This is a genomic window from Microbacterium sp. 05N427, assembly GCF_056397105.1.
Window position 1 is genome coordinate 13,374 of sequence record NZ_JBFTMT010000006.1, and the last position, 19,649, is coordinate 33,022.

The window sequence follows — 19,649 nt, forward strand, 5'->3', positions numbered from 1 at the left end:
GAACGGATCCGCACGATGACGATGAGCCTCCAGCACGCCGCTCGGCGCCGTATGTACCGTCGACGCCGGTGGACCGCGGGCATCATCGCAGTGGTCGTGCTCGCCCTGATCGCGGCCGCTGCCTTCGTCGCGATCACGTATGCGGACGCGAACAACGGGATCCACCGCTCCTCGATCGCGGGGCTGACGGGCCCGGAGCAGAACACGGGCGAGTCGAACATCCTGATCATGGGGCTGGACAGCCGTGTGGACGAGAACGGCAAGCCGTTCCCGCAGGCGATCTACGATCAGATCCACGCGGAGGACGCCTCGGTCGGCGGGTACAACACCAACGTGCTGATGCTGATCCACATCCCCGCGAACGGCGGCAAGGCCGTGGGCATCTCGATCCCGCGCGACGACTACGTCGACTTCCCCGACTCCCCCGACGGCGTGGACAAGGGAAAGATCAAGGAGGCCTACGGCGATGCCATGGACGCCTCGATGAAGAAGCTCACGGACAAGGGCGTCGCCGAGGCTGACGCTTATCAGCAGTCCAGGACGGCCGCGCGGCAGAGCACGATCAAGACGGTGTCGGCGTTCCTCGGCGACGTGCGGATCGACCACTTCGTCGAGGTGACGATGGCCGCGTTCTATGAGGTGGCGCAGGCCGTGCAGCCGATCACGGTGTGCCTGAACCAGGCCACCGCGGACACCTTCTCGGGCGCCGACTTCCCCGCCGGGGTGCAGGAGCTCAACGCCGCGCAGTCGATGGCGTTCGTGCGCCAGCGCCGCGACACCACCTCGAGCGACTTCGACATGACGGATCTCGACCGCACCCGGCGCCAGCAGGCGTTCATGGTGTCGCTGGCCGTGAAACTCAAGCAGGCGTCGACGTTCACCGACTTCGGCAAGCTGCAGAAACTCATCGACGTGGCGAAGAAGGACGTGGCGATGGACGACAAGCTGGATCTGCTGTCGTTCGCCCAGCAGGCGCAGAGCCTGGCCGGCGGCAACATCTCGTTCGTCACGCTGCCGATCGATCACTTCGACACGGTCGACGGGCAGAGCGTGAACATCGTCGACGTCGACGCGATCCGCGCGCAGGTGCACGACCTGCTGAACCCGCCGACGCCGACCGCCGCGCCGTCTTCGCCTCCCGCGTCCTCCTCCGGATCCGGATCCTCTGGTTCCTCGGGATCCGGATCGACTCCGGCACCGCACCCGGTCTACACCGACTCCTCCTCCCCGCTGCAGTCCGGCAACGTGCCCTGCGTGAACTGAGCGCGGGACCTACTGCACGTAGGGCACGGTCAGCACGGCATCTGCGAATCCCGGAGCCGAGAAGCGGATCGTGATCACGCCGTCCCAGAACGCGGTGCCGTTGTTCGGAGTCTCCGCGCCGTACATGAAACCGTTCGCGGTGGATCCGTCGTAGCTGGAGACGACCGGCGCCTGTGACGCGCCGGCGGGGATGACCGTCTCGAACACGAAGGTCTGGTGGAGCTGGTCGTCGGGCGCGCCCGTCACCGTCGTCCAGCCGACGATGCCGGCGTCTCCTCCCGGGATGTTGCCCTTGTAGAGGTAGAGGCCCTGCGCGGCGGCATTGGATCCCGTGCCCTGCCACGTGACTGTGGCCGACACGGTCGTCGCCGTCGGCGCCGTCTGCGGCAGCTGGAGCACGCCGCTCAACCGGAACTCCGAGCTCCACAACGGCCCCGTGAACGTGAGCGCGACACCGGTGGCGTCGATTGCGGCAACGCTCGCCGCGGCGAAGGGGACCGCGGCCGCCACGACGACGACGGGGGTGCTCCATGCCGCGGCACGGAGCACCGTACGGCGGGAGAGCGCGCTGCGGGAAGAGGGTGCGGGGGCGTCGGTCATCGGAGTCCTTCACTTCGACGGCGGGGTGCAGCCGTCGGGTTGCGGCGCACGCAGCATCTTATGGTGTGGGCGCACGCGATCGCACCACCACGAAGGCGGCTCGACGCGGGCGACTGGCCGGTGCTGAAGCAGATGTTCCTGTAGGGGTCTCTCCGCGGTCGTTGAGCGAGCGGAGCGAGACGAAACGCGGCGTCGGTCACGAACCGACACCGCGTCCCGCATCGAGCAGGAATCGAGAAGCGCCGCGCCCGCCCGGATCCGAGACTCGAAGCATGAACATTCAACGCATCATCATCGAGACGGCCTCCGACGCCGTGCAGACGGCCGAGAGCTTCTACCGCGATGCCCTGCGCCTCGCAGACCGCGTCGGCGTGCGCGCCGCTTCGGAGCCGAGCACGGGCTTCCGCGGTTTCGCGCCCTCGCTGATCTTCGTCCAGCCAGGCGATGTCGACGCCGCCGTCGAGCGGGCGCTGGCCGCCGGTGCGGAGGTCATCAAGCCGGTCGCGAAGAGCCTCTGGGGCTACGGCGGCTCGTTCCTGGCCCCCGACGGCACGGCATGGCAGATCGCGAGCGCGAACAAGACCGCTTCCGCACCCGCCACCGGCGACGTCGAGCGGCTCGTCCTGCTGCTCGGCGTCGACAGCGTCAAGGCCAGCAAGCGCTTCTACCAGGAACAGGGCCTGACCGTCGCGAAGAGCTTCCCCTCATACGTCGAGTTCGATTCCGGCGACGTCCGGCTCGCCCTCTACAAGCGCACTTCGCTCGCGAAGCAGGTCGGCATCGACCCGAGCGGTACCGGGGCGCACCGGCTCGCTGTCGTCGCGGACGAGACTTTCACCGATCCCGACGGCTACGCCTGGCTCGCCGCCGAGAGCACCGTCAGCGCGGGGTGACCACCGGGAAGGGATGCGCCGGGATCCGGGGGCGCCCTTCGTCTCGCTGCGCTCGCTCAGGGACCGGGGGACGCGCTCGCTCTGGGACCGGGCGCCCTTCGTCTCGCTGCGCTCGCTCAGGGACCGGGGGACGCTGCGCTCGCTCGGGACCGGGCGACGGGGTGTCATCGTTCGTCACACCGAGACCGGAATATCAGCGGACGCATAGCGTTGCAGACATCCGGCGCCGTCCACGCGCCGCCCCGTCTCCCGCGCATCCTCGCGCTTCGACTTGGAGTCTCCATGAGCACCTCTACCCCGACCGCACGACGCCCGAAGGCGCCGGACACGCGCGGTCCCGTCCGCAAGCTGCTGACCTCGTTCGGCTTCCAGATCATCGCCGCGCTCGTGCTCGGCATCGCCGCGGGCCTGATCGGCCGCCAGCTCGGCGCCACGCACGACAACCCGACGGTGCTGTCCGACACGCTGAAGACGATCGGCAACTCCTACGTGACGCTGCTGCGCGCCGCGGTCGTGCCCCTGATCTTCACCGCGATCGTCGCGAGCATCTCCAACCTGCGCCGCGTGCATAACGCCGCCCGGCTGGCCGGCCAGACGATCCTCTGGTTCGCGATCACCGCGTTCATCGCCGTCTCCATCGGCATCGTGCTCGGCATCACCATCCAGCCCGGCGCCCACGCGGGCACGGACCTGGTCAAGGGCACGGTCCCGACGCAGGGCACCTGGTGGAACTTCCTACTGGGCCTGATCCCGCAGAACTTCCTCGGGATCGGTGTGAGCAGCGCCGCCGACCCGAGCGCGGGCGGGGCGATCACCTCCACCGTGAACTTCAACATCCTGCAGGTCATCGTCGTCGCCGCCGTCGTCGGCATCGCCGCGCTCAAGGCTGGCCGCAAGGCCGAGCCGTTCCTCGCCTTCACCGAGTCGCTGCTCAAGGTCATCCAGCGCGTGCTGTGGTGGATCATCCGCATCGCCCCGATCGGCACCTTCGGCCTGATCGGATCCGCCGTGATCCAGTACGGCTGGGACAAGCTCACCTCGCTCGCCTGGTTCACCGGCGCCATCTACCTGGGCCTCGCGCTGGTGCTCTTCGTGGTCTACCCGATCCTGGTGAAGTCCCACGGCCTTTCGATCAAGCAGTACTTCACGGGTGTGTGGCCCGCCGTGCAGCTGGGCTTCGTGAGCCGCAGCTCGATCGGAACACTCCCGCTCACCGAGCGCGTGACCGAGCGCAACCTCGGCGTGCCCCGCGGTTACGCGTCCTTCGCCGTGCCGCTCGGCGCCACCACGAAGATGGACGGCTGCGCCGCGATCTACCCGGCTCTCGCCGCGATCTTCGTCGCCCAGTTCTTCCACATCGACCTGAGCATCATGCAGTACGTCCTGATCGTGATCGTCTCGGTGGTCGGATCCGCTGCGACCGCCGGCACCACCGGCGCGATCGTGATGCTGACGCTCACGCTGTCGACCCTGGGCCTGCCGCTCGAGGGCGTCGGCCTGCTGCTCGCGATCGACCCGATCCTCGACATGGGCCGCACCGCGGTCAACGTCGCCGGTCAGGCGCTGGTCCCGACGATCGTCGCCAAGCGCGAGGGCATCCTCGACCTCGACCTCTACAACTCCCCGCGGAACGGCCTGCCGTTCGCCGAGGACATCGACGACGAGGACGCGACGTCGACCGACGCCGCCTCGGCGGACGACGCCGCGGCCGCTGCCGGATCCGCCGACGCGCAGGAGGCCACCTCGGTGCGCTGACCGCCGCCTGCACGAAGAGGCCCTCGGCTCCCTCCCGGATCCGGGGGCCTCTTCGTCGTCACCGCGCGCCTCGCGGGGCCTCGCCGACCGGTGTGACCTGCGGGGCCGGTGGGATCAGCCCCGTGCGGCCGACCTGCGCCGGCGGAGTTGAGCAGTCTCCGCGCGCTCCGCCTCGAGCTCGTCCCTGAGCCCCTCGTTCTCATCCTCCAGTGCGAGCACGCGGCCGATCCCCGCGATGTTCATCCCCTCGTCACGCAGCCGAGCGACCCGTTGCAACCGCGCGACGTCATCGTCGCTGTACCGCCGGGTGCCGCCGTCGCTGCGCGCCGGGGTCAGCAGACCCTTCTGCTCGAACAGCCTCAGACTCGCGGCGTTCATGTCCGCCAGCTGCGCGGCCACGGCGATGCCGTACACCGGAGTTCCGGAATCGCGATCGGCCATGCACAGATCTCCTTTGAAGACTTGAAACTTTCCGAACTCTGATCTATAACAAATCTACACCGACAGATGCAGATCCTGCATCGACGTCACGCCCCGCCGAAGGGGCCACAGGAAAGGAGTAAGACATGACCCTCAGTTTCGATCCCCTCAGCCAGCTCGATCGCTTCGCCGCAAGCGTGTTCGACTCCCCGCGCGCGCCACGGCGCATGCCCGTGGACCTCTATCGCGACGGCGACCGCTACGTGCTGCACGCCGACATGCCGGGCGTCGACCCCGGCTCGATCGACGTCGACGTGGACGGCGGCCAGCTCTCGATCCGCGCCCAGCGGACCATGGGCACGCAGGACGGCGTCCGCTGGTTCGCGCGCGAACGCGAGTCCGGTTCGTTCCTGCGACAGTTCGCCCTCGGCGACGGCGTCGACCTCGACGGCATCAGCGCGTCCTACGACAGCGGGGTGCTCTCGGTCATCATCCCGGTGAGCGAGCGCGCCAAGCCGCGCAGGATCGCCGTGGATTCGCCGGAGCGCCGGGAGCCGATCGACGCCTGACGCGAGGATCCGAAAGGAGGAGACGATGATGCTGCCATCCACGCTCGAGCGGTTCCTCGCCGATATGGAGTACCCGGCGTCGAAAGACGACCTGCGGCGCGAGGCCGCGCACGACGGACTCGGCGTTGCGGACCGCGACCTGCTGGCCCAACTGCCGGACCGCAGCTACAGCTCGCGCTGGCACGTGCGCCTGACGCTGTCGCGCACCGGCACCCCGTTCGAGCGGGTCGCCGCGCTGGCCTGACCGCGAACAGCGAGGGAGGCCCCGGGACCAGCCGGACCCCGGGGCCTCCCTCGCGCGGAGCGCGGCACGGTCACGACTCGATCAGTGGCAGCTCGAGGTCGAAGGCGAGCACGATCGCATGAGCCAGCCGGCGTTCCTGCTCTTCCGAGAGGAAGCCGATCGTGCGCCCGAGACTCGCGGCCGGAATCGTCATGATGTTGTCGATCGATGCCGCGCAGGCGTAGTCGAGTCCGTTCTGCGACCCGAGGGGCACCTCGCTGCTGAGACCCTTCACGGTCGAGGTGATGGGTGCGACCGTGACCTTGGTCATCGCGGCTCGCGCCACCTCACGCGTCAGCACCAGCACGGGACGGGTCTTGTCGAGCCGGGCGAGGCAGATCTCGCGCATCAGTCTTCGAGCTCCGCGCGTCCTGCCGTCCAGTCGACGAGATCATCGAGGTCGTCCGCCGCGCCCTCGCTCTGCAGGATCTGGACATCGCGTTCGGCGAGGAGGCGACGCATCTCGCGTTCGAGCGCGGACGCCACGACCGCGGCGCGGCTGCTCGCCCGCCCGGCGGAGACCTCGCGATCGAGGAACGCGACGACAGGATCCGGCAGGCGCACAGCGATCTGAGTGGTCATACCCTCAGGATACGCTGGTGAATCCCGAATTGGGATGCATTGTCTGCCGAGGGTTCTGCCGTCGGGCCTCGCGCGGTTCCTGAGCGAGCCGAAGGCGAGACGAGGGGCGGTCGGGAATCGCTCGTCAGCGCTCCGCGGTCGGGCTCGCGAGGCGGGTGTCGAGGGCGAGCTCCTCGGCGTCCATCGCGGTGATGAGCTCGCGCATGACCTCCTCGTTCAGCTCACCCGCGTCGCGCTCGGCGATGAGGACGTCGCGGCGCACCTGCAGCCACCCCTTGGACAATCCGACGAGTTCGTCGCGACTCGGACGCGCCCGGTCACCGAGTTTGTCGAAGGGCTCCTCGCGCTGCCCCTTCTCGGTGTCGCGCTCGACCCGAGTGAACCGCTGCGTGAAGCGGTCGAATCCGGCGAGCGCCTCCGGCCCGTGCTCCTTCTCCCAAGCCTTGCGCTTGGCGTCGAGGAACACCTTGCCCGCCTCGCGCGTGCGAGCGCGGACCTGGRCGAGCTGACGCCGGTCCTCGTCCTCCTCGTCGCTCACGTCGGCGACCCCGAGGCCGTTGATCAGCAGCGGCAGCGTGAGCCCCTGCAGCAGCAGGGTGCCGACGGTCACCACGAACGCGACGACGACGATCGCGTGCGCGGCGTCGGAATCGAGACCCGCGAGATCCGCCGCGGCGAGCGCGGTGGCCAGAGTGACCACACCGCGCATTCCCGCCCAGGAGATCACGGCGTTGTCGCGCCAGCTCAGTTGCGACTCACGGAAGCGCTCGCGCAGCTGCTCCTCGGTCGGCCGCCGGCTCGACCAGCCCCTCCGCGCGCGCTTCTCCTCGACCGCCTGCATACGCCGCTCGAGCTGACCGGATTCCAGCGTCCGTTCGAACTGTCGCAGCCGCTGCTTGGACCAGAACGCGCCCCACGCCGACGCCGGATACACGAACAGCGGCCGCACGACGAGCACGGCCACGAGCACCGCGGCCGACAGCCACAGCACGCCGGCGACCTGGGTCGCGCCCAACTCCGCGATCACCGGCGGCAGCTGAAGTCCGATGTACGCGAACACGAACGCCTCCAACAGGAAGTCGGCCGAAAGCCAGATCGGCGCCTCCTGCATGCGCGTGGCGTAGCTCGTGCGCGGTGCGTTGTAGCCCACCACGAGGCCCATCGCGACGACGCCGAGAACGCCGGATCCGCCCAGGTGCTCCGTGATCGCGTACACGCCGAACGGCGAGAGCAGCCCGAAGGTGCCGATGACGACCGGATCCGAGATGCGCATGCGCAGCTGGTGCATGCCGAGCCCGGCGACCACGCCGATCGCGACGCCGACCACGACCGCCACGACGAACTGCCACACGCCCCCGCCGACGCTGATCGTCGCACCGGCCAGGATCGCTGCGAACACGCGGTACAGCGTCAGCGAGGTCGCATCGTTGATCAGGCTCTCCCCCGACAGCACCGTCATCACGCGGCGCGGCAGGCCGAGCCTGCGACCGATCGCCGCAGCCGAGACCGCGTCCGGCGGGGCGACGATCGCGCCGAGCAGCAACGCCCCCGGCAGGGTCAGCGACGGCATGATGAGCCACGCGATCAGCCCCACGACCGCCGTGGTCACGACGACCAGGCCGACCCCGAGCCGGCGGATCTGCGGCAGGCTGCGGCGGAAGCTCACGAACGAGACATCCAGCGATGCGGAGTACAAAAGCGGCGGCAGGACGAGGTTCAGCAGCACGTGCCCGTCGATCCGCAGGTTCGGCACGGCGGGGATGAAGGACACGGCGAGCGCGACGACCGTCACGAGCAGAGGCGCGGGCCAGCCCCTCCACCGCGCGAAAGCCGCGACGATCACTGATCCGACCAGCACGTAGAAGATCTCGGGATCCATGTCGCCAGGCTAGCGGGGCACCGCTGTCACGCCTCTGTCGCGAGGCTGTCGGGGGGGCGGGAGGTCGAGCCGTCGCGCACGACCGTGTCCCGCTTTTGGCTGGACCGTGTCCCACTTCTGGCTGGACCGTGTCCCGTTTCTGGCAGATTTCGGCCCGAAAGTCGACCAGAAGTGGGACACGGTTCCAGGATCAGGATCAGGATCAGGATCAGGATCAGGATCAGGAATCAGGATCAGGATCAGGATCAGGATCAGGGTCCGGATCCGGATCCGCTCAGCGCGCGGCTGCCAGGATACGGATGACCTCGTCGTCGGGGGTCTGCCGGAAGTCGACGTAGTGCATGCCCACCGCCATGAATCCGTCGGGGGCCTCCAGGCAGACGACCTCGTCGGCGGCCGGATCCGGTCCGGTCCGCAACGCCTCGAGCACCTCCGGCGGAGCCACGGGCACCGCGACGACGACCCGCGCGGCACCTCTGGCACGCGCGATCGCGCAGGCCGCGCGCACGGTCGCGCCCGTGGCGATGCCGTCATCGACGATGAGCGCGGTGCGCCCGGCGAGCGGCTCTGCCGCACGCCCGCCGCGGAACAGCCTCGCCCGCCGCTCGACCTCGGTGCGCTCACGGCGCTCGGACGCCCGCAGGGTCTGCTCATCGACCCCGGCGGCGCGCACCACGTCGGGATTGCGCACGGCCGCGCCCTCCTCGCCGACCGCGCCCATCGCGAGCTCGGGCTGCCAGGGCACCCCGACCTTGCGTACGACGAGCACGTCGAGCGGCGCGCCGAGCGCACGAGCCACCTCCGCGGCGACCGGAACACCGCCGCGGGGCAGACCGAGCACCACGGCATCCAGAGGCGGAACCGCCGCCAGCAGCGCCGCGAGCCGCCGCCCGGCGTCGGCGCGATCCGCGAACCCGTGCATGCCTCCGGCCTACGCCGGTGCGGGGGCGCCGTCAAGCCGGAAGAGCGGCGTCCTCGAGCGAGCCGGCCGACTCGAGGACACCCGCGTCCGCCGGACCGTTCTCAGGATGAAACGTGCGATTCCCTGCAGAACGGGCTCGCTCTCCGCGGATCCAGGAAATCCATCCTGAGAACGGGCAATCGTCCAGCGGATACCGGGCCCGAGATCCGCAGCAGACGGATACGGAATGCTCCGGGATCCGCGCGCGTTGCCCTCAGGGATGTCTTCTCTCGCGCTCTCCGTCCTCGACCTCGTCCCAGTGCGTACCGGGCAGACCAGCGCCCAGGCGGTGTCGTCCTCGCTCGCCCTCGCCGCGCGCGCGGACGAACTCGGCTATCGGCGGTACTGGTTCGCCGAGCACCACAACATGCCGGCCGTCGCCTCGACGGCCCCGCCCGTGCTGATCGCCGCGGCCGCCGCGCGCACGCAGCGCATCCGGGTCGGATCCGGCGGGGTCATGCTGCCGAACCACGCGCCGCTCATCGTCGCGGAGCAGTTCGCCGCGCTCGAGGCGATCGCGCCGGGCCGGATCGATCTCGGTATCGGCCGCGCCCCTGGGAGCGACCCCGTCATCACGCAGCTGCTGCGCGCCTCCGGCACCGCCGGAGACGTCGAGCGCTTCCCCGAGCACGTGCAGGACATCGCGCTCATGCTGCAGCCCGACGGAGCGACCGTGCAGTTCACCTCGGGCGGCGAGTACGCGGTGCGATCCACGCCCGCGGCGACGGGCTCCCCCGAGGTGTGGCTGCTCGGATCCAGCGACTACTCGGCACAGCTCGCGGCCTCGCTCGGCCTGCCCTACGTGTTCGCGAACCACTTCTCCGGCCAGGGGCTCGACCGCGCCCTCGCGCTCTATCGCGAGGGCTTCCGCCCCTCCGAGACGCACCCCGAGCCGCGCACCTTCCTCACCGCGAACGTCGTCGCCGCGCCGACCGCGGAGGAGGCGTCGGAGCGCGCGATCCCGCAGCTGCGCATGATGGCGCGGCTGCGGTTGAACCGCCCGCTCACCGCGCTCGAGACCGTGGAGCAGGCCAGGGCCGCCCTCGCCGCGAGCCCTGATGCGCAGGAGGAGCAGATCCACGCCGCGGCGCTCGCGAACTGGTTCGTCGGCGATGGCGCGACCGTCCGCGGGGACCTCGAGGCCTTCGCGGAGAAGCACGGCGTCGAGGAGATCATGGTCTCCCCCGTCGCCGGATCCTTCGCCGCCGAGGATCCCGACCGCACGCCCGGCCGCACCCAGACGCTGGAGCTGCTCGCGGGCTGAACCTCCCGCCGCCCTCAGAGCGAAAGCGTGGCGAAAGCGTGGCGAGAGCCTGGCATCGTCCCCGGCGCTCCGGCATCCCGCCCACGAAGCTAGAGTGCGAGGATGCTCGAACCCGCCCTCGTCGAACCCGCCCTCGTCGACCGCGCCGCAGCGCTCGCCCGGCGCGGCGACCGCGTCGTGCTGGGCATCGTCGGCGAACCCGGATCCGGCAAGACCACCCTGACGACCGCGCTCCTCGCCGCCCTCGAGACGCGCGGCATCGCCGTGGCCTGGCTGCCGATGGACGGCTTCCACCTCGGTGACACCAGCCTCGACACGCTCGGACTGCGCGACCGCAAGGGAGCCGTCGAGACGTTCGACGGCTGGGGCTACCTCGCCGCACTGCGCCGGGTGCTGACCGAGGTCGACCACCCCGTCTACGTGCCCGGGTTCGAGCGCACCATCGAGCAGCCCATCGCCGCTGACCGCCGGATCCCGCCGGGACCTGCCCTCGTGCTCACCGAGGGCAACTACCTGCTCGACGAGACCGCGCCGTGGACGCTCGTTCGCGAGGCCGTCGCCGAGATCTGGTACGCCGACGTTCCGCAGGATCTGCGCCGCGCGCGCCTCGTCGCCCGGCACATCGCGTTCGGCAAGACGCCCGCCGCGGCAGAGGCCTGGGTCGCCGCCGTCGACGAGCCGAACGCGGAACGGATCCGCACGCGCAGAGGTCTCGCAGACCTGATCGTCCCCGTCGGCTGACGCAGAAACCGGCGGAGCTGTTCCCCCGAGAATCCCTCGCGAGCCTCAGAGAGCGACGGAGGGCGCAGGACGGATCTCGCCKGATCCGCGCGGGATCAGATCCACGGGCACCACGACGGGCGCGGGGTCGGGGCGCTCCCCCGCGTCGAGCAGCGCGAACAGACGGTCCGCCGCGAGCCGGCCGAGCTCCGCGGGACGCTGCGCGACGACGCTGACACCCGGATCCATGAGGTCGGCGAGCTCGACGTCGTCGAAGCCGATGAGGGCGACGTCACGGTGATGGCCGAGTTTGCGGAGCGCGTGCACGGCGCCGACCGTGATGAGGTTCTGCCCGCTGACGATCGCGGTGGGCGCGTCCGGGGCGCCGAGCAGGGTCATCACCGCGCGCTCGGCGGCGTCCTGGTCGGACAGGTCGGCCACGATCGTGGCGTCCTCCGCCGGCACGCCGAACTCGTCGAGCGCCGCGAGGAAGCCGCGCTCGCGCTCGCGGGCGGTCCAGATGCCGCGACGGTCGATGAGCAGCGCCAGCCGGCGATGGCCGAAGCCGAGCAGATGCCGCGCGGCGAGCCTTGCGCCCCCGACGTTGTCGGAGTGCACGGTGTCGGCGGCGTAGCCGGTCGGCTCGCGGTCGATGAAGACCACCGGCACCTCTGGCGGCACGAGCTCGGCGAGATAGGCCTGGCTCTCGGCCACGCAGGTGAGGATCAGCCCGTCGACCTTGCGGCGCACGAACGCCTCCACCGCAGCGACCTCGCGCTCTGGATCGTCGTCGAGGCTCGATGCGAACACGGCGACGTCGCGATGGATCGCGACGTCCTCGATCGCCCGGTGGATCGTCGCCGAGAACGGGTTGGCCACGCTGCCCAGGAGCAGGCCGACGGAGCGCGTCCGCGTGGTCGTGCGCCGCAGGTTCGCGGCATGCGCGTCGGGTTCCCAGCGCAGCTCGTCGATCGAGGCGCGCACACGCGCGGCGGTCGCCAGGGCGACGTTCGGCTCGTTGTTGACGAYGCGCGACACCGTCTTGATGCCGACACCCGCGTGCTGCGCGACCTCGCGGATCGTGACCCGGGCCGGCTTCGATGCTGATAACGGTGTCATTCGGTGATCATCCTGCATTCTCTCGCCTCTTGCGCGATCGGACCCAATGGGATAAACATACATCTGACACCGTTGTCAATCGACGGTGATCCACCACGATGTGAACCTTCGATCCCGTAAGGACAGCAAAGATGCCCCTTTCCCTGACCCGCCGCGGCAGCATGGTCGCCGCCGCCGCCCTGGCCGCCGTCGCCGCCCTCTCCCTCTCCGCGTGTTCCTCCGGCGCAACGGCAGGATCCACGGCCGGCGCGAACGACAAGGTCGGCGTGACCCTGATCGTGAAGACCACGACCAACCCGTACTTCGTCTCCATGGAGGACGCGGCCAAGGCCGACGCCGCCAAGGCGAACGTCACCCTCACTCTGGCCGCCGGCAAGAAGGACGGCGACACCGACAGCCAGATCCAGGCGATCGAGAACGCGATCTCCCGCGGCGACAAGGGGATCCTGATCACCCCGAACGGCACTGCCGTCAACAACGAGATCGCAAAGGCCCGCAAGGCCGGCCTCTACGTGATCGCGCTGGACACCGTGCCGGATCCGGCCAGCACCGTCGACATCACCTTCGCGACCGACAACTTCGCCGCGGGCGAGCTGATCGGGAAGTGGACGGCCGCCAAGCTCGACGGCAAGAAGGCCACGATCGCGATGCTCGATCTGTTCAGCGACCAGATCGTCTCGGTCGACACGAACCGCGACCAGGGCTTCCTCAAGGGCCTGGGCATCGCCGTGCCGGACAAGAGCAAGAACGGATCCGAGGCCGCGAGCGGCAGCTACACCGGCGGCAAGGGCGGCGACTACACCGTCGTCGGACACCAGCCGACTCAGGGCGCCGAGGACGGCGGCCGCTCGGCCATGGAGACGCTGCTCTCGAAGAACCCCGACATCAACGTCGTCTACACGATCAACGAGCCCGCGGCCTACGGCGCGTACCAGGCGCTCAAGGCGGCCGGCAAGGAGAAGGACGTGCTGATCGTCTCGATCGACGGCGGCTGCGCCGGCGTCGGCTACGTCAAGGACGGCATCATCGGCGCGACCTCGCAGCAGTTCCCGTCCAAGATGGCGTCGCTCGGCATGGAGGCTATCGCCAAGATCGCGCGCGGCGGCCAGGCGCCCAAGCCCAGCGACKGGCTGGACTTCTTCAGCACCGGCCAGACGCTCGTCACGGATCRGGCGATGACCGGCGTCGACAGCGTCACCTCCTCCGCCGCCTCCAGCACCTGCTGGGGCAAGTGATTCCTGGGGCGCCGGCACGGCCGCCGGCGCCCCGCACCCCTTCCCTCCGATTCCGGGAGAACACCATGTCAGACCCCACGTCCACCGCCGAGCAGGCAGGTCCGCCGACGTCGGCGCTGCATCTCGCCGACGAGTTCCTCGCCCGGCAGACGCCGGTGCAGCGGATCCGCGCCATCCTCTACCGCTACCCCGCCATCAGCCCCGCGCTCGTACTCATCGTCGCGGTCATCATCTTCGGCGTCATCAACCCCCGGTTCCTGGCCCCGACCAACCTGTCTCTCATCACCCAGCAGGTCGCGGTGATCGGCACCCTCGGCGTGGCCCAGACGCTCGTGATCCTCACCGCCGGCATCGACCTCTCCGTCGGCGCCGCGATGGTGCTGAGCTCGATCGTGATCGGCAACGCGGCCGCCGGAATGGGGCTCCCCGGGATCCTCGCCCTGCTCGTCGGCCTGATCGCCGGCGTCGCCACCGGAGTCATCAACGGCCTCCTCGTCACCCGATTGAACCTGCCGCCGTTCATCGTCACCCTGGGCACGCTCAGCATCTTCACCGCGCTCACGCTGCTCATCTCCAACGGCGCGACCGTGCAGGGCCTCAAGCTGCCCGACCTCATCACCTGGACCGGCAGCACCTTCCACCTCGGCGTCGATGTGACCTTCGGCGTGCTGATGATGATCCTGCTCTACGTCGTCATGGCGTTCGCGCTCGGACGCACCTCCTGGGGCCGGCACGTGTACGCGGTCGGCGACGACAAGGAGGCCGCCCGCCTGAGCGGCATCCGCGTGAACCGGGTGCTGCTGAGCGTCTACGTGGTCGCAGGCGCCGTCGTGGCGCTGGCCGCCTGGATCCAGATCGGCCGCGACTTCGGCTCCAGCCCCAACGCCGCCGTCGACGCGAACCTGAACGCCATCACCGCCGTCGTCATCGGCGGCACCAGCCTCTTCGGCGGACGCGGCAACGTGTGGGGCACCCTGCTCGGGGCCCTCATCGTCGGTGTGTTCCGCAACGGCCTGGCCCTGGCCGGGCTCGACGTGCTCTACCAGACCCTCGCCGTCGGCATCCTCGTGATCGTCGCGGTCTCCATCGATCAGTGGATTCGGAAGGTGCGCAAGTGAACGCCACGGCAACCGACACCCGCACGCCCATCCTGTCGGCGAAGCGGCTCGTCAAGACCTACGGTCACGTCGTCGGGCTCGACGGCGTCAGCCTCGATCTCTACGCCGGCGAGGTCCTCGCGATCATCGGGGACAACGGCGCCGGCAAGACCACGCTCATCAAGTGCCTCACGGGTGCCGAGATCCCCGACGAGGGCGAGCTGAGCCTGGACGGCAAGCCCGTGCACTTCCGCCGTCCGCAGGACGCGCGCGACGCCGGCATCGAGACGGTCTACCAGTCGCTCGCCGTCTCCCCCGCACTCGACGTGGCGGCGAACATGTACCTCGGTCGCGAAATGCGCCGCCCCGGGTTCCTCGGATCCGTGCTGCGCATGCTCGACACGAAGAGCATGCGCAAGAACGCCCGCGACGAGCTCACCCGGCTCGGCATCTCGACGCTGCAGGACGTCACGGTCCCGATCGAGAACCTGTCCGGCGGTCAGCGCCAGGCCGTCGCCGTGGCCCGCGCCGCGGCGTTCGGATCGAAGGTCGTCGTCCTCGACGAGCCGACCGCCGCGCTGGGAGTCCGCGAGGGCAAGCAGGTGCTCGAACTCATCAAGCGGCTGCGCGACACCGGCGTCCCGGTGATCCTGATCAGTCACAACATGCCGCACGTGTTCGAGGTCGCCGATCGGATCCACATCCAGCGCCTCGGCAAGCGCGCCGGCACCATCACGCCGTCCTCGCACTCCATGAGCGAGGCCGTCGCGATCATGACGGGTGCGCAGACGCTGTGAGAGCGAAGCACCTGTACGCCGAGTTCCGGGCGGTGCCGGGGGCGGGCGACGCGGTCGCGTCGCTCGTCGCCGGGTACCGCCGGGACGTGGCGGCCGAGCCGGGCACCGTGCGCTTCGACGCCCACCGGCTGCAGGAGGATCCCGACCGCTTCTTCGTGTACGAGGAGTACGTCGACGACGAGGCCTTCGCCGCGCACCTCGACGCGCCGGCCAATGCCGCGTTCAACGCGGCACTCGCCCCGCTCATCGTCGGCGGCGCGTCCACCCTGACCTGGCTGGACGAGCTCGGTGATGCCGGAGCCGGCGCCACCGCCCGCCGCGGGACTGCGGCGTGAACGCGTTCCCCGGCCGGATCCTCGTGATCGGCGAAGCCCTGATCGACATCGTCGACCGCGGAGACGGGCCCGTGCGGCACGTGGGCGGAAGCCCGCTGAACGTGGCGTTCGGCCTGGCGAGGCTCGGCATCGCGACGACGTTCGCGAGCGAGTTCGGCGACGATGCGGATGGGGCGGCGATCGCGGCGCACCTCGCCGCCGCGGGCGTGACGATCGCACGGACCGCGGGGGCGGACCGACCCACGTCGACCGCTCTGGCGCGGATCGGCGACGACGGATCCGCGACCTACGACTTCGACCTGGAGTGGACCTTCTCCGTCCCTCCCGCGGCGACCGGGATCTCCGCCGTGCACGTCGGATCGATCGGCGCGCTGCGTCCTCCCGGTTCCGACGGGGTCCTCGCGCTCGTGGAATCGCTGCCAGGGGACATGCTGGTGACGTTCGATCCGAATGTGCGTCCGGCGCTCATGCCGCCGCCCGCCGAGACCCGCGCGGTCGTGGAGCGCTATGCCGCCCGCGCCGCCGTGGTGAAGCTCAGCGATGAGGACGCCGAGTGGCTCTACCCCGGCGCGGCCGATTCCGCGGCCGAGCGGCTGCTCGCGGCCGGCGCGAAACTCGTCGCCGTCACCCGAGGCGCGTCCGGGAGCGTGCTGCACACGGCGTCCGCCCGACTCGACGTACCGGCCCGCCCGACCGTCGCGGTGGACACGATCGGCGCCGGCGATGCGTACATGTCCGGCCTGATCGCTGCGATCGTGCAGAGGGTCGGAGTCGTCGATACGCTCGCGGGACGGTTCACCGAGGAGCAGCTGGCCGATATCGGCCGGACCGCCGCGGTGTCCTCCGCCCTCACCGTCGCCCGCGCCGGAGCCATGCCCCCGACGGCCGCCGAGCTCGAAGCGGAGCTCACCGGAGCACACGTCGCGCCGTCCAGGTCGCAATGACTGCTCCAAGATCCGGACTTTGGATCCGAAAGTGCGACCCGAACCGGAAGAATGCGTCGGGTTATAGCTCCGGCTCGCCGCTCACCAGGGCGCGCAGCCAGTCGCGGGCCTCGACGAACACGTCGTCCGCGTAGCGCTCGGGGTACTGCACGATGCGCCGATCGGCGCGGGGGTACGAGCCGAGGAAGACGACGCGAGGGCTGAACCGGCGGATCCCGAGCAGAGCGTCCGCCATCCGCTCGTCCTGGACGTGGCCGTCCGCGTCGAGCACGAACCGGTAGCGGCCCAGCTCGTCTCCGATCGGCCGCGACTGCAGCAGGGACAGGTTGATGCCGCGCGTGGAGAACTGCTCCAGCAGCTCCAGCAGGGCGCCGGCGTGGTCCTCCGGAAGCTCCACGATGAGCGAGGTCTTGTCGGCGCCGGTGGGCGGGGCCGGCGCCACGGTGCGCGCGACCAGCACGAACCGGGTGACGGCGTTCTCGTTGTCTCCGATGCCGTCGGCCAGCAGCTCGAGGTCGTGGTGCTGCACGATGCCGGGCGCTGCGATCGCGGCATCCGCGGGCAGCGATCCGTCCAGGATCCCGAGCGCCGAGGCGACGTTGCTGGCCGCGGGCACGTGCTGGTGGCGCGGGATGTGCTCGCCGAGCCAGCCGTAGCACTGGGCGTAGGCCACGGGATGCGCGGCGACGACCGTGACGTTCTCGAGCCTCGTGCCGGGCGCCGCGACCAGCACGAAGTCGACCTTCACCAGGTACTCGCCGACGATCCGCAGGCCGGGCAGCGTCGCCAGGGCGTCAAGGGTCGTGGTGACTCCGCCCTCGACCGAGTTCTCGATCGCGATCATCGCGGCGTCGCTGCGCCCCTCGAGCACGTCCGCGAGCGCCTCGCCCACGTTGTGCACCGGACGCCACTCGTGTCCGCGCGCCTCCGGCACCTGCTCCAGCGCCGCCTCCGTGAACGTCCCCGCGGGGCCGAGATAGCTGTAGGTGCGGCGGGCGGGGGCGGCTTCGGTCACGGCGTTCAGCCTAGTCCGCGCCGCGGCCTCGGCTCTGGTCGATGACGCGGACAGCTGCACGATCCTGCCACGGATGCACGATGGATGGCCGGATCCGGTCGTGCGTCCGTGCCCGGATCGTGCAGGCGTCGCGCTGGATCCGGTGAACCATGACGCCAGTACTCGGCGACCGGCCGTTCCGCGACGAAACGATGATGCGATCCGGCGCCCGCCGGGGCAGACTAGCTGCATGACGAGCCGAGCCGGCCTCCCCGCGGAGGAAAGCGATCTGATCGACGTCGACGAGCTGATCGCCGCCTACTACGACCGGATCCCGGATCCGACGATCTCCACGGAGAGAGTGGTGTTCGGCACGAGCGGTCATCGCGGGTCCTCTTTGAGCGGGAGCTTCAACGAGCAGCACATCCTCGCCACGACCCAGGCGATCGTCGACTACCGCGCCGCCCAGGGCATCATGGGCCCGCTGTTCCTCGGCCGCGACACGCACGCGCTCAGCCGCCCTGCGGAGCGCAGCGCGATCGAGGTGCTCGTCGCGAACGGGGTCGACGTGCTCGTCGACTCCCGGGACGCCTGGGTGCCGACGCCGGCGCTCAGCCACGCGATCCTCACCTACAACCGCGACCGCTCCGACGACGAGCCCGGCCGCGCCGACGGCATCGTGGTCACCCCGTCGCACAACCCGCCGCGCGACGGCGGCTTCAAGTACAACCCTCCGCACGGCGGCCCCGCCGACACCGATGCGACCGGCTGGATCGCGAACCGCGCGAACGAGCTCATCGAGTCCGGCCTCGAGGGCGTGAAGCGCACCCGCTTCGCCGACATCGACGCCGACGGCCTCGGCACCTATGACTTCCGCGACGGCTACGTCCGCGATCTGCCCTCGATCATCGACATCGAGGCGATCACGCACGCCGGCGTGCGGATCGGGGCGGATCCGCTCGGCGGCGCCTCGGTCGAGTACTGGGCCCTGATCGGCGAGATGCACGGCCTCGACCTCACGGTGGTCAATCCCGAGGTCGACCCGACGTGGCGCTTCATGACCCTGGACTGGGACGAGAAGATCCGGATGGATCCGTCCTCTCCCTCCGCGATGGCGTCGCTGGTCGCGAAGAAGGGCGACTACGACGTGCTCACGGGCAACGACGCCGACGCCGACCGGCACGGCATCGTGACTCCGGATGCCGGTCTGATGAACCCGAACCACTACCTCGCGGTCGCGATCGACTATCTGTTCTCGCACCGCGAGGGCTGGGGCCGGGACGCCGCGATCGGCAAGACGCTGGTGTCGTCGATGATCATCGACCGCGTCGCGGAGTCGCTCGGGCGGCGCCTGCTCGAGGTCCCCGTCGGGTTCAAGTGGTTCGTGCCGGGGCTGCTGGACGGATCCGTCGCGTTCGGCGGTGAGGAGTCGGCCGGTGCGTCCTTCCTGCGCAAGGACGGATCCGTGTGGTCGACCGACAAGGACGGGATCCTGCTCTGCCTGCTCGCCGCGGAGATCATCGCCGTGACCGGCAAGACCCCGTCGGAGCGCTATCGCGAGCTCGAGGAGTCGTTCGGCGCCTCCGCGTACCAGCGCGTGGACGCTCCCGCGACTCCCGAGCAGAAGGCCACCCTCGGCAGGCTGTCGCCGGAGTCGGTCGCCGCGACCGAGCTCGCGGGCGAGCCGATCACGGCCAAGCTCTCGCACGCACCGGGCAACGGTGCGGCGATCGGCGGGCTCAAGGTGCAGACCGAGCACGCCTGGTTCGCCGCGCGCCCGTCCGGCACGGAGGACGTGTACAAGCTCTACGCCGAGTCGCTGCTCGGCCCCGAGCACCTCGCCCGCGTGCAGGAGGAGGCCAGGGCGGTCGTGAGCGCCGCCCTCGAGGGCTGAGCCGGGCCGGGTCGTGCGCCGCGCACCGTACCGTGTCCCACTTCT

General features: G+C 70.1%; 21 protein-coding genes. 13 read left to right on the forward strand and 8 right to left on the reverse strand.

Going from position 1 to position 19,649, the window contains the following annotated elements:
* The first annotated feature begins 15 nt into the window (after positions 1–15).
* A complete protein-coding gene (locus AC1DG4_RS06800) occupies positions 16–1,263 on the forward strand; it encodes an LCP family protein (RefSeq protein ID WP_477375969.1) in 1,248 nt (415 codons plus the stop codon).
* A gap of 9 nt (positions 1,264–1,272) precedes the next feature.
* On the opposite strand, the gene AC1DG4_RS06805 is transcribed toward AC1DG4_RS06800, so the two are convergent.
* Positions 1,273–1,863: a hypothetical protein gene (locus AC1DG4_RS06805; RefSeq protein WP_477375967.1), complete on the reverse strand. Its 591-nt coding sequence runs from the start codon at positions 1,861–1,863 to the stop codon at positions 1,273–1,275.
* 272 nt (positions 1,864–2,135) lie between these two features.
* On the opposite strand from AC1DG4_RS06805, the gene AC1DG4_RS06810 reads away from it, so the two are divergent.
* Both AC1DG4_RS06810 and AC1DG4_RS06815 read left to right on the forward strand, forming a co-directional pair.
* Positions 2,136–2,756: a VOC family protein gene (locus AC1DG4_RS06810; protein ID WP_477375965.1), complete on the forward strand. Its 621-nt coding sequence runs from the start codon at positions 2,136–2,138 to the stop codon at positions 2,754–2,756.
* Positions 2,757–3,038: 282 nt separating this feature from the next.
* A complete protein-coding gene (locus AC1DG4_RS06815; RefSeq protein ID WP_477375963.1) occupies positions 3,039–4,511 on the forward strand; it encodes a dicarboxylate/amino acid:cation symporter in 1,473 nt (490 codons plus the stop codon).
* 114 nt (positions 4,512–4,625) lie between these two features.
* Here the strand turns inward: AC1DG4_RS06815 and AC1DG4_RS06820 are convergent, their stop codons facing one another.
* Positions 4,626–4,952: a MerR family transcriptional regulator gene (locus tag AC1DG4_RS06820; RefSeq protein WP_477375961.1), complete on the reverse strand. Its 327-nt coding sequence runs from the start codon at positions 4,950–4,952 to the stop codon at positions 4,626–4,628.
* Between the two features lie 125 nt (positions 4,953–5,077).
* On the opposite strand from AC1DG4_RS06820, the gene AC1DG4_RS06825 reads away from it, so the two are divergent.
* Positions 5,078–5,500: an Hsp20/alpha crystallin family protein gene (locus AC1DG4_RS06825; protein ID WP_477375959.1), complete on the forward strand. Its 423-nt coding sequence runs from the start codon at positions 5,078–5,080 to the stop codon at positions 5,498–5,500.
* A 25-nt stretch (positions 5,501–5,525) separates the two neighbouring features.
* On the forward strand, positions 5,526–5,744 hold the full coding sequence (locus AC1DG4_RS06830; protein WP_477375957.1) for a DUF2795 domain-containing protein: 219 nt from the start codon (positions 5,526–5,528) through the stop codon (positions 5,742–5,744).
* Between the two features lie 70 nt (positions 5,745–5,814).
* Here AC1DG4_RS06830 and AC1DG4_RS06835 read toward each other — a convergent pair whose 3' ends face one another.
* From AC1DG4_RS06835 to AC1DG4_RS06850, 4 genes are all read right to left on the reverse strand, one after another.
* Positions 5,815–6,132: a type II toxin-antitoxin system PemK/MazF family toxin gene (locus AC1DG4_RS06835; RefSeq protein ID WP_477375955.1), complete on the reverse strand. Its 318-nt coding sequence runs from the start codon at positions 6,130–6,132 to the stop codon at positions 5,815–5,817.
* Positions 6,132–6,365: a ribbon-helix-helix domain-containing protein gene (locus AC1DG4_RS06840; RefSeq protein WP_477375953.1), complete on the reverse strand. Its 234-nt coding sequence runs from the start codon at positions 6,363–6,365 to the stop codon at positions 6,132–6,134. Before AC1DG4_RS06840 ends, AC1DG4_RS06835 begins: the two co-directional genes overlap by 1 nt.
* Positions 6,366–6,489: 124 nt before the next feature.
* Complete coding sequence (locus tag AC1DG4_RS06845; protein WP_477421142.1) at positions 6,490–8,244, reverse strand: cation:proton antiporter; 1,755 nt, start codon at positions 8,242–8,244, stop codon at positions 6,490–6,492.
* Between the two features lie 274 nt (positions 8,245–8,518).
* Positions 8,519–9,166, reverse strand: coding sequence for a phosphoribosyltransferase (locus AC1DG4_RS06850; protein ID WP_477375949.1), 648 nt, complete (start codon positions 9,164–9,166; stop codon positions 8,519–8,521).
* A 259-nt stretch (positions 9,167–9,425) separates the two neighbouring features.
* On the opposite strand from AC1DG4_RS06850, the gene AC1DG4_RS06855 reads away from it, so the two are divergent.
* On the forward strand, positions 9,426–10,469 hold the full coding sequence (locus tag AC1DG4_RS06855; protein WP_477375948.1) for an LLM class flavin-dependent oxidoreductase: 1,044 nt from the start codon (positions 9,426–9,428) through the stop codon (positions 10,467–10,469).
* Positions 10,470–10,571: 102 nt separating this feature from the next.
* A complete protein-coding gene (locus AC1DG4_RS06860; protein ID WP_477375946.1) occupies positions 10,572–11,210 on the forward strand; it encodes a nucleoside/nucleotide kinase family protein in 639 nt (212 codons plus the stop codon).
* A gap of 45 nt (positions 11,211–11,255) precedes the next feature.
* Here AC1DG4_RS06860 and AC1DG4_RS06865 read toward each other — a convergent pair whose 3' ends face one another.
* The gene (locus AC1DG4_RS06865) at positions 11,256–12,308 is read right to left on the reverse strand and encodes a LacI family DNA-binding transcriptional regulator (RefSeq protein WP_477421143.1); all 1,053 of its coding nucleotides are present in this window, start codon (positions 12,306–12,308) and stop codon (positions 11,256–11,258) included.
* A 131-nt stretch (positions 12,309–12,439) separates the two neighbouring features.
* Between AC1DG4_RS06865 and AC1DG4_RS06870 the strand changes: the two genes are divergently transcribed.
* The 5 genes from AC1DG4_RS06870 (at position 12,440) to AC1DG4_RS06890 (ending at position 16,716) form a co-directional block, all read left to right on the forward strand.
* The gene (locus AC1DG4_RS06870) at positions 12,440–13,543 is read left to right on the forward strand and encodes a substrate-binding domain-containing protein (RefSeq protein ID WP_477421144.1); all 1,104 of its coding nucleotides are present in this window, start codon (positions 12,440–12,442) and stop codon (positions 13,541–13,543) included.
* 65 nt (positions 13,544–13,608) lie between these two features.
* The gene (locus AC1DG4_RS06875) at positions 13,609–14,661 is read left to right on the forward strand and encodes an ABC transporter permease (RefSeq protein ID WP_477375940.1); all 1,053 of its coding nucleotides are present in this window, start codon (positions 13,609–13,611) and stop codon (positions 14,659–14,661) included.
* Positions 14,658–15,437: an ATP-binding cassette domain-containing protein gene (locus AC1DG4_RS06880; protein WP_477375938.1), complete on the forward strand. Its 780-nt coding sequence runs from the start codon at positions 14,658–14,660 to the stop codon at positions 15,435–15,437. Before AC1DG4_RS06875 ends, AC1DG4_RS06880 begins: the two co-directional genes overlap by 4 nt.
* Positions 15,434–15,772 (forward strand): putative quinol monooxygenase, encoded by a 339-nt coding sequence (locus tag AC1DG4_RS06885; RefSeq protein WP_477375936.1) that lies wholly within the window; start codon positions 15,434–15,436, stop codon positions 15,770–15,772. Before AC1DG4_RS06880 ends, AC1DG4_RS06885 begins: the two co-directional genes overlap by 4 nt.
* Positions 15,769–16,716: a carbohydrate kinase family protein gene (locus AC1DG4_RS06890; RefSeq protein ID WP_477375934.1), complete on the forward strand. Its 948-nt coding sequence runs from the start codon at positions 15,769–15,771 to the stop codon at positions 16,714–16,716. The genes AC1DG4_RS06885 and AC1DG4_RS06890 overlap by 4 nt, the downstream gene beginning before the upstream one ends.
* A 61-nt stretch (positions 16,717–16,777) precedes the next feature.
* Here AC1DG4_RS06890 and pheA read toward each other — a convergent pair whose 3' ends face one another.
* The gene (gene pheA, locus AC1DG4_RS06895; RefSeq protein WP_477377330.1) at positions 16,778–17,740 is read right to left on the reverse strand and encodes a prephenate dehydratase; all 963 of its coding nucleotides are present in this window, start codon (positions 17,738–17,740) and stop codon (positions 16,778–16,780) included.
* A gap of 220 nt (positions 17,741–17,960) precedes the next feature.
* Here pheA and pgm point away from each other — a divergent pair, with 220 nt between their 5' ends.
* Complete coding sequence (gene pgm / locus AC1DG4_RS06900; RefSeq protein ID WP_477375932.1) at positions 17,961–19,604, forward strand: phosphoglucomutase (alpha-D-glucose-1,6-bisphosphate-dependent); 1,644 nt, start codon at positions 17,961–17,963, stop codon at positions 19,602–19,604.
* Positions 19,605–19,649: the final 45 nt, after the last annotated feature.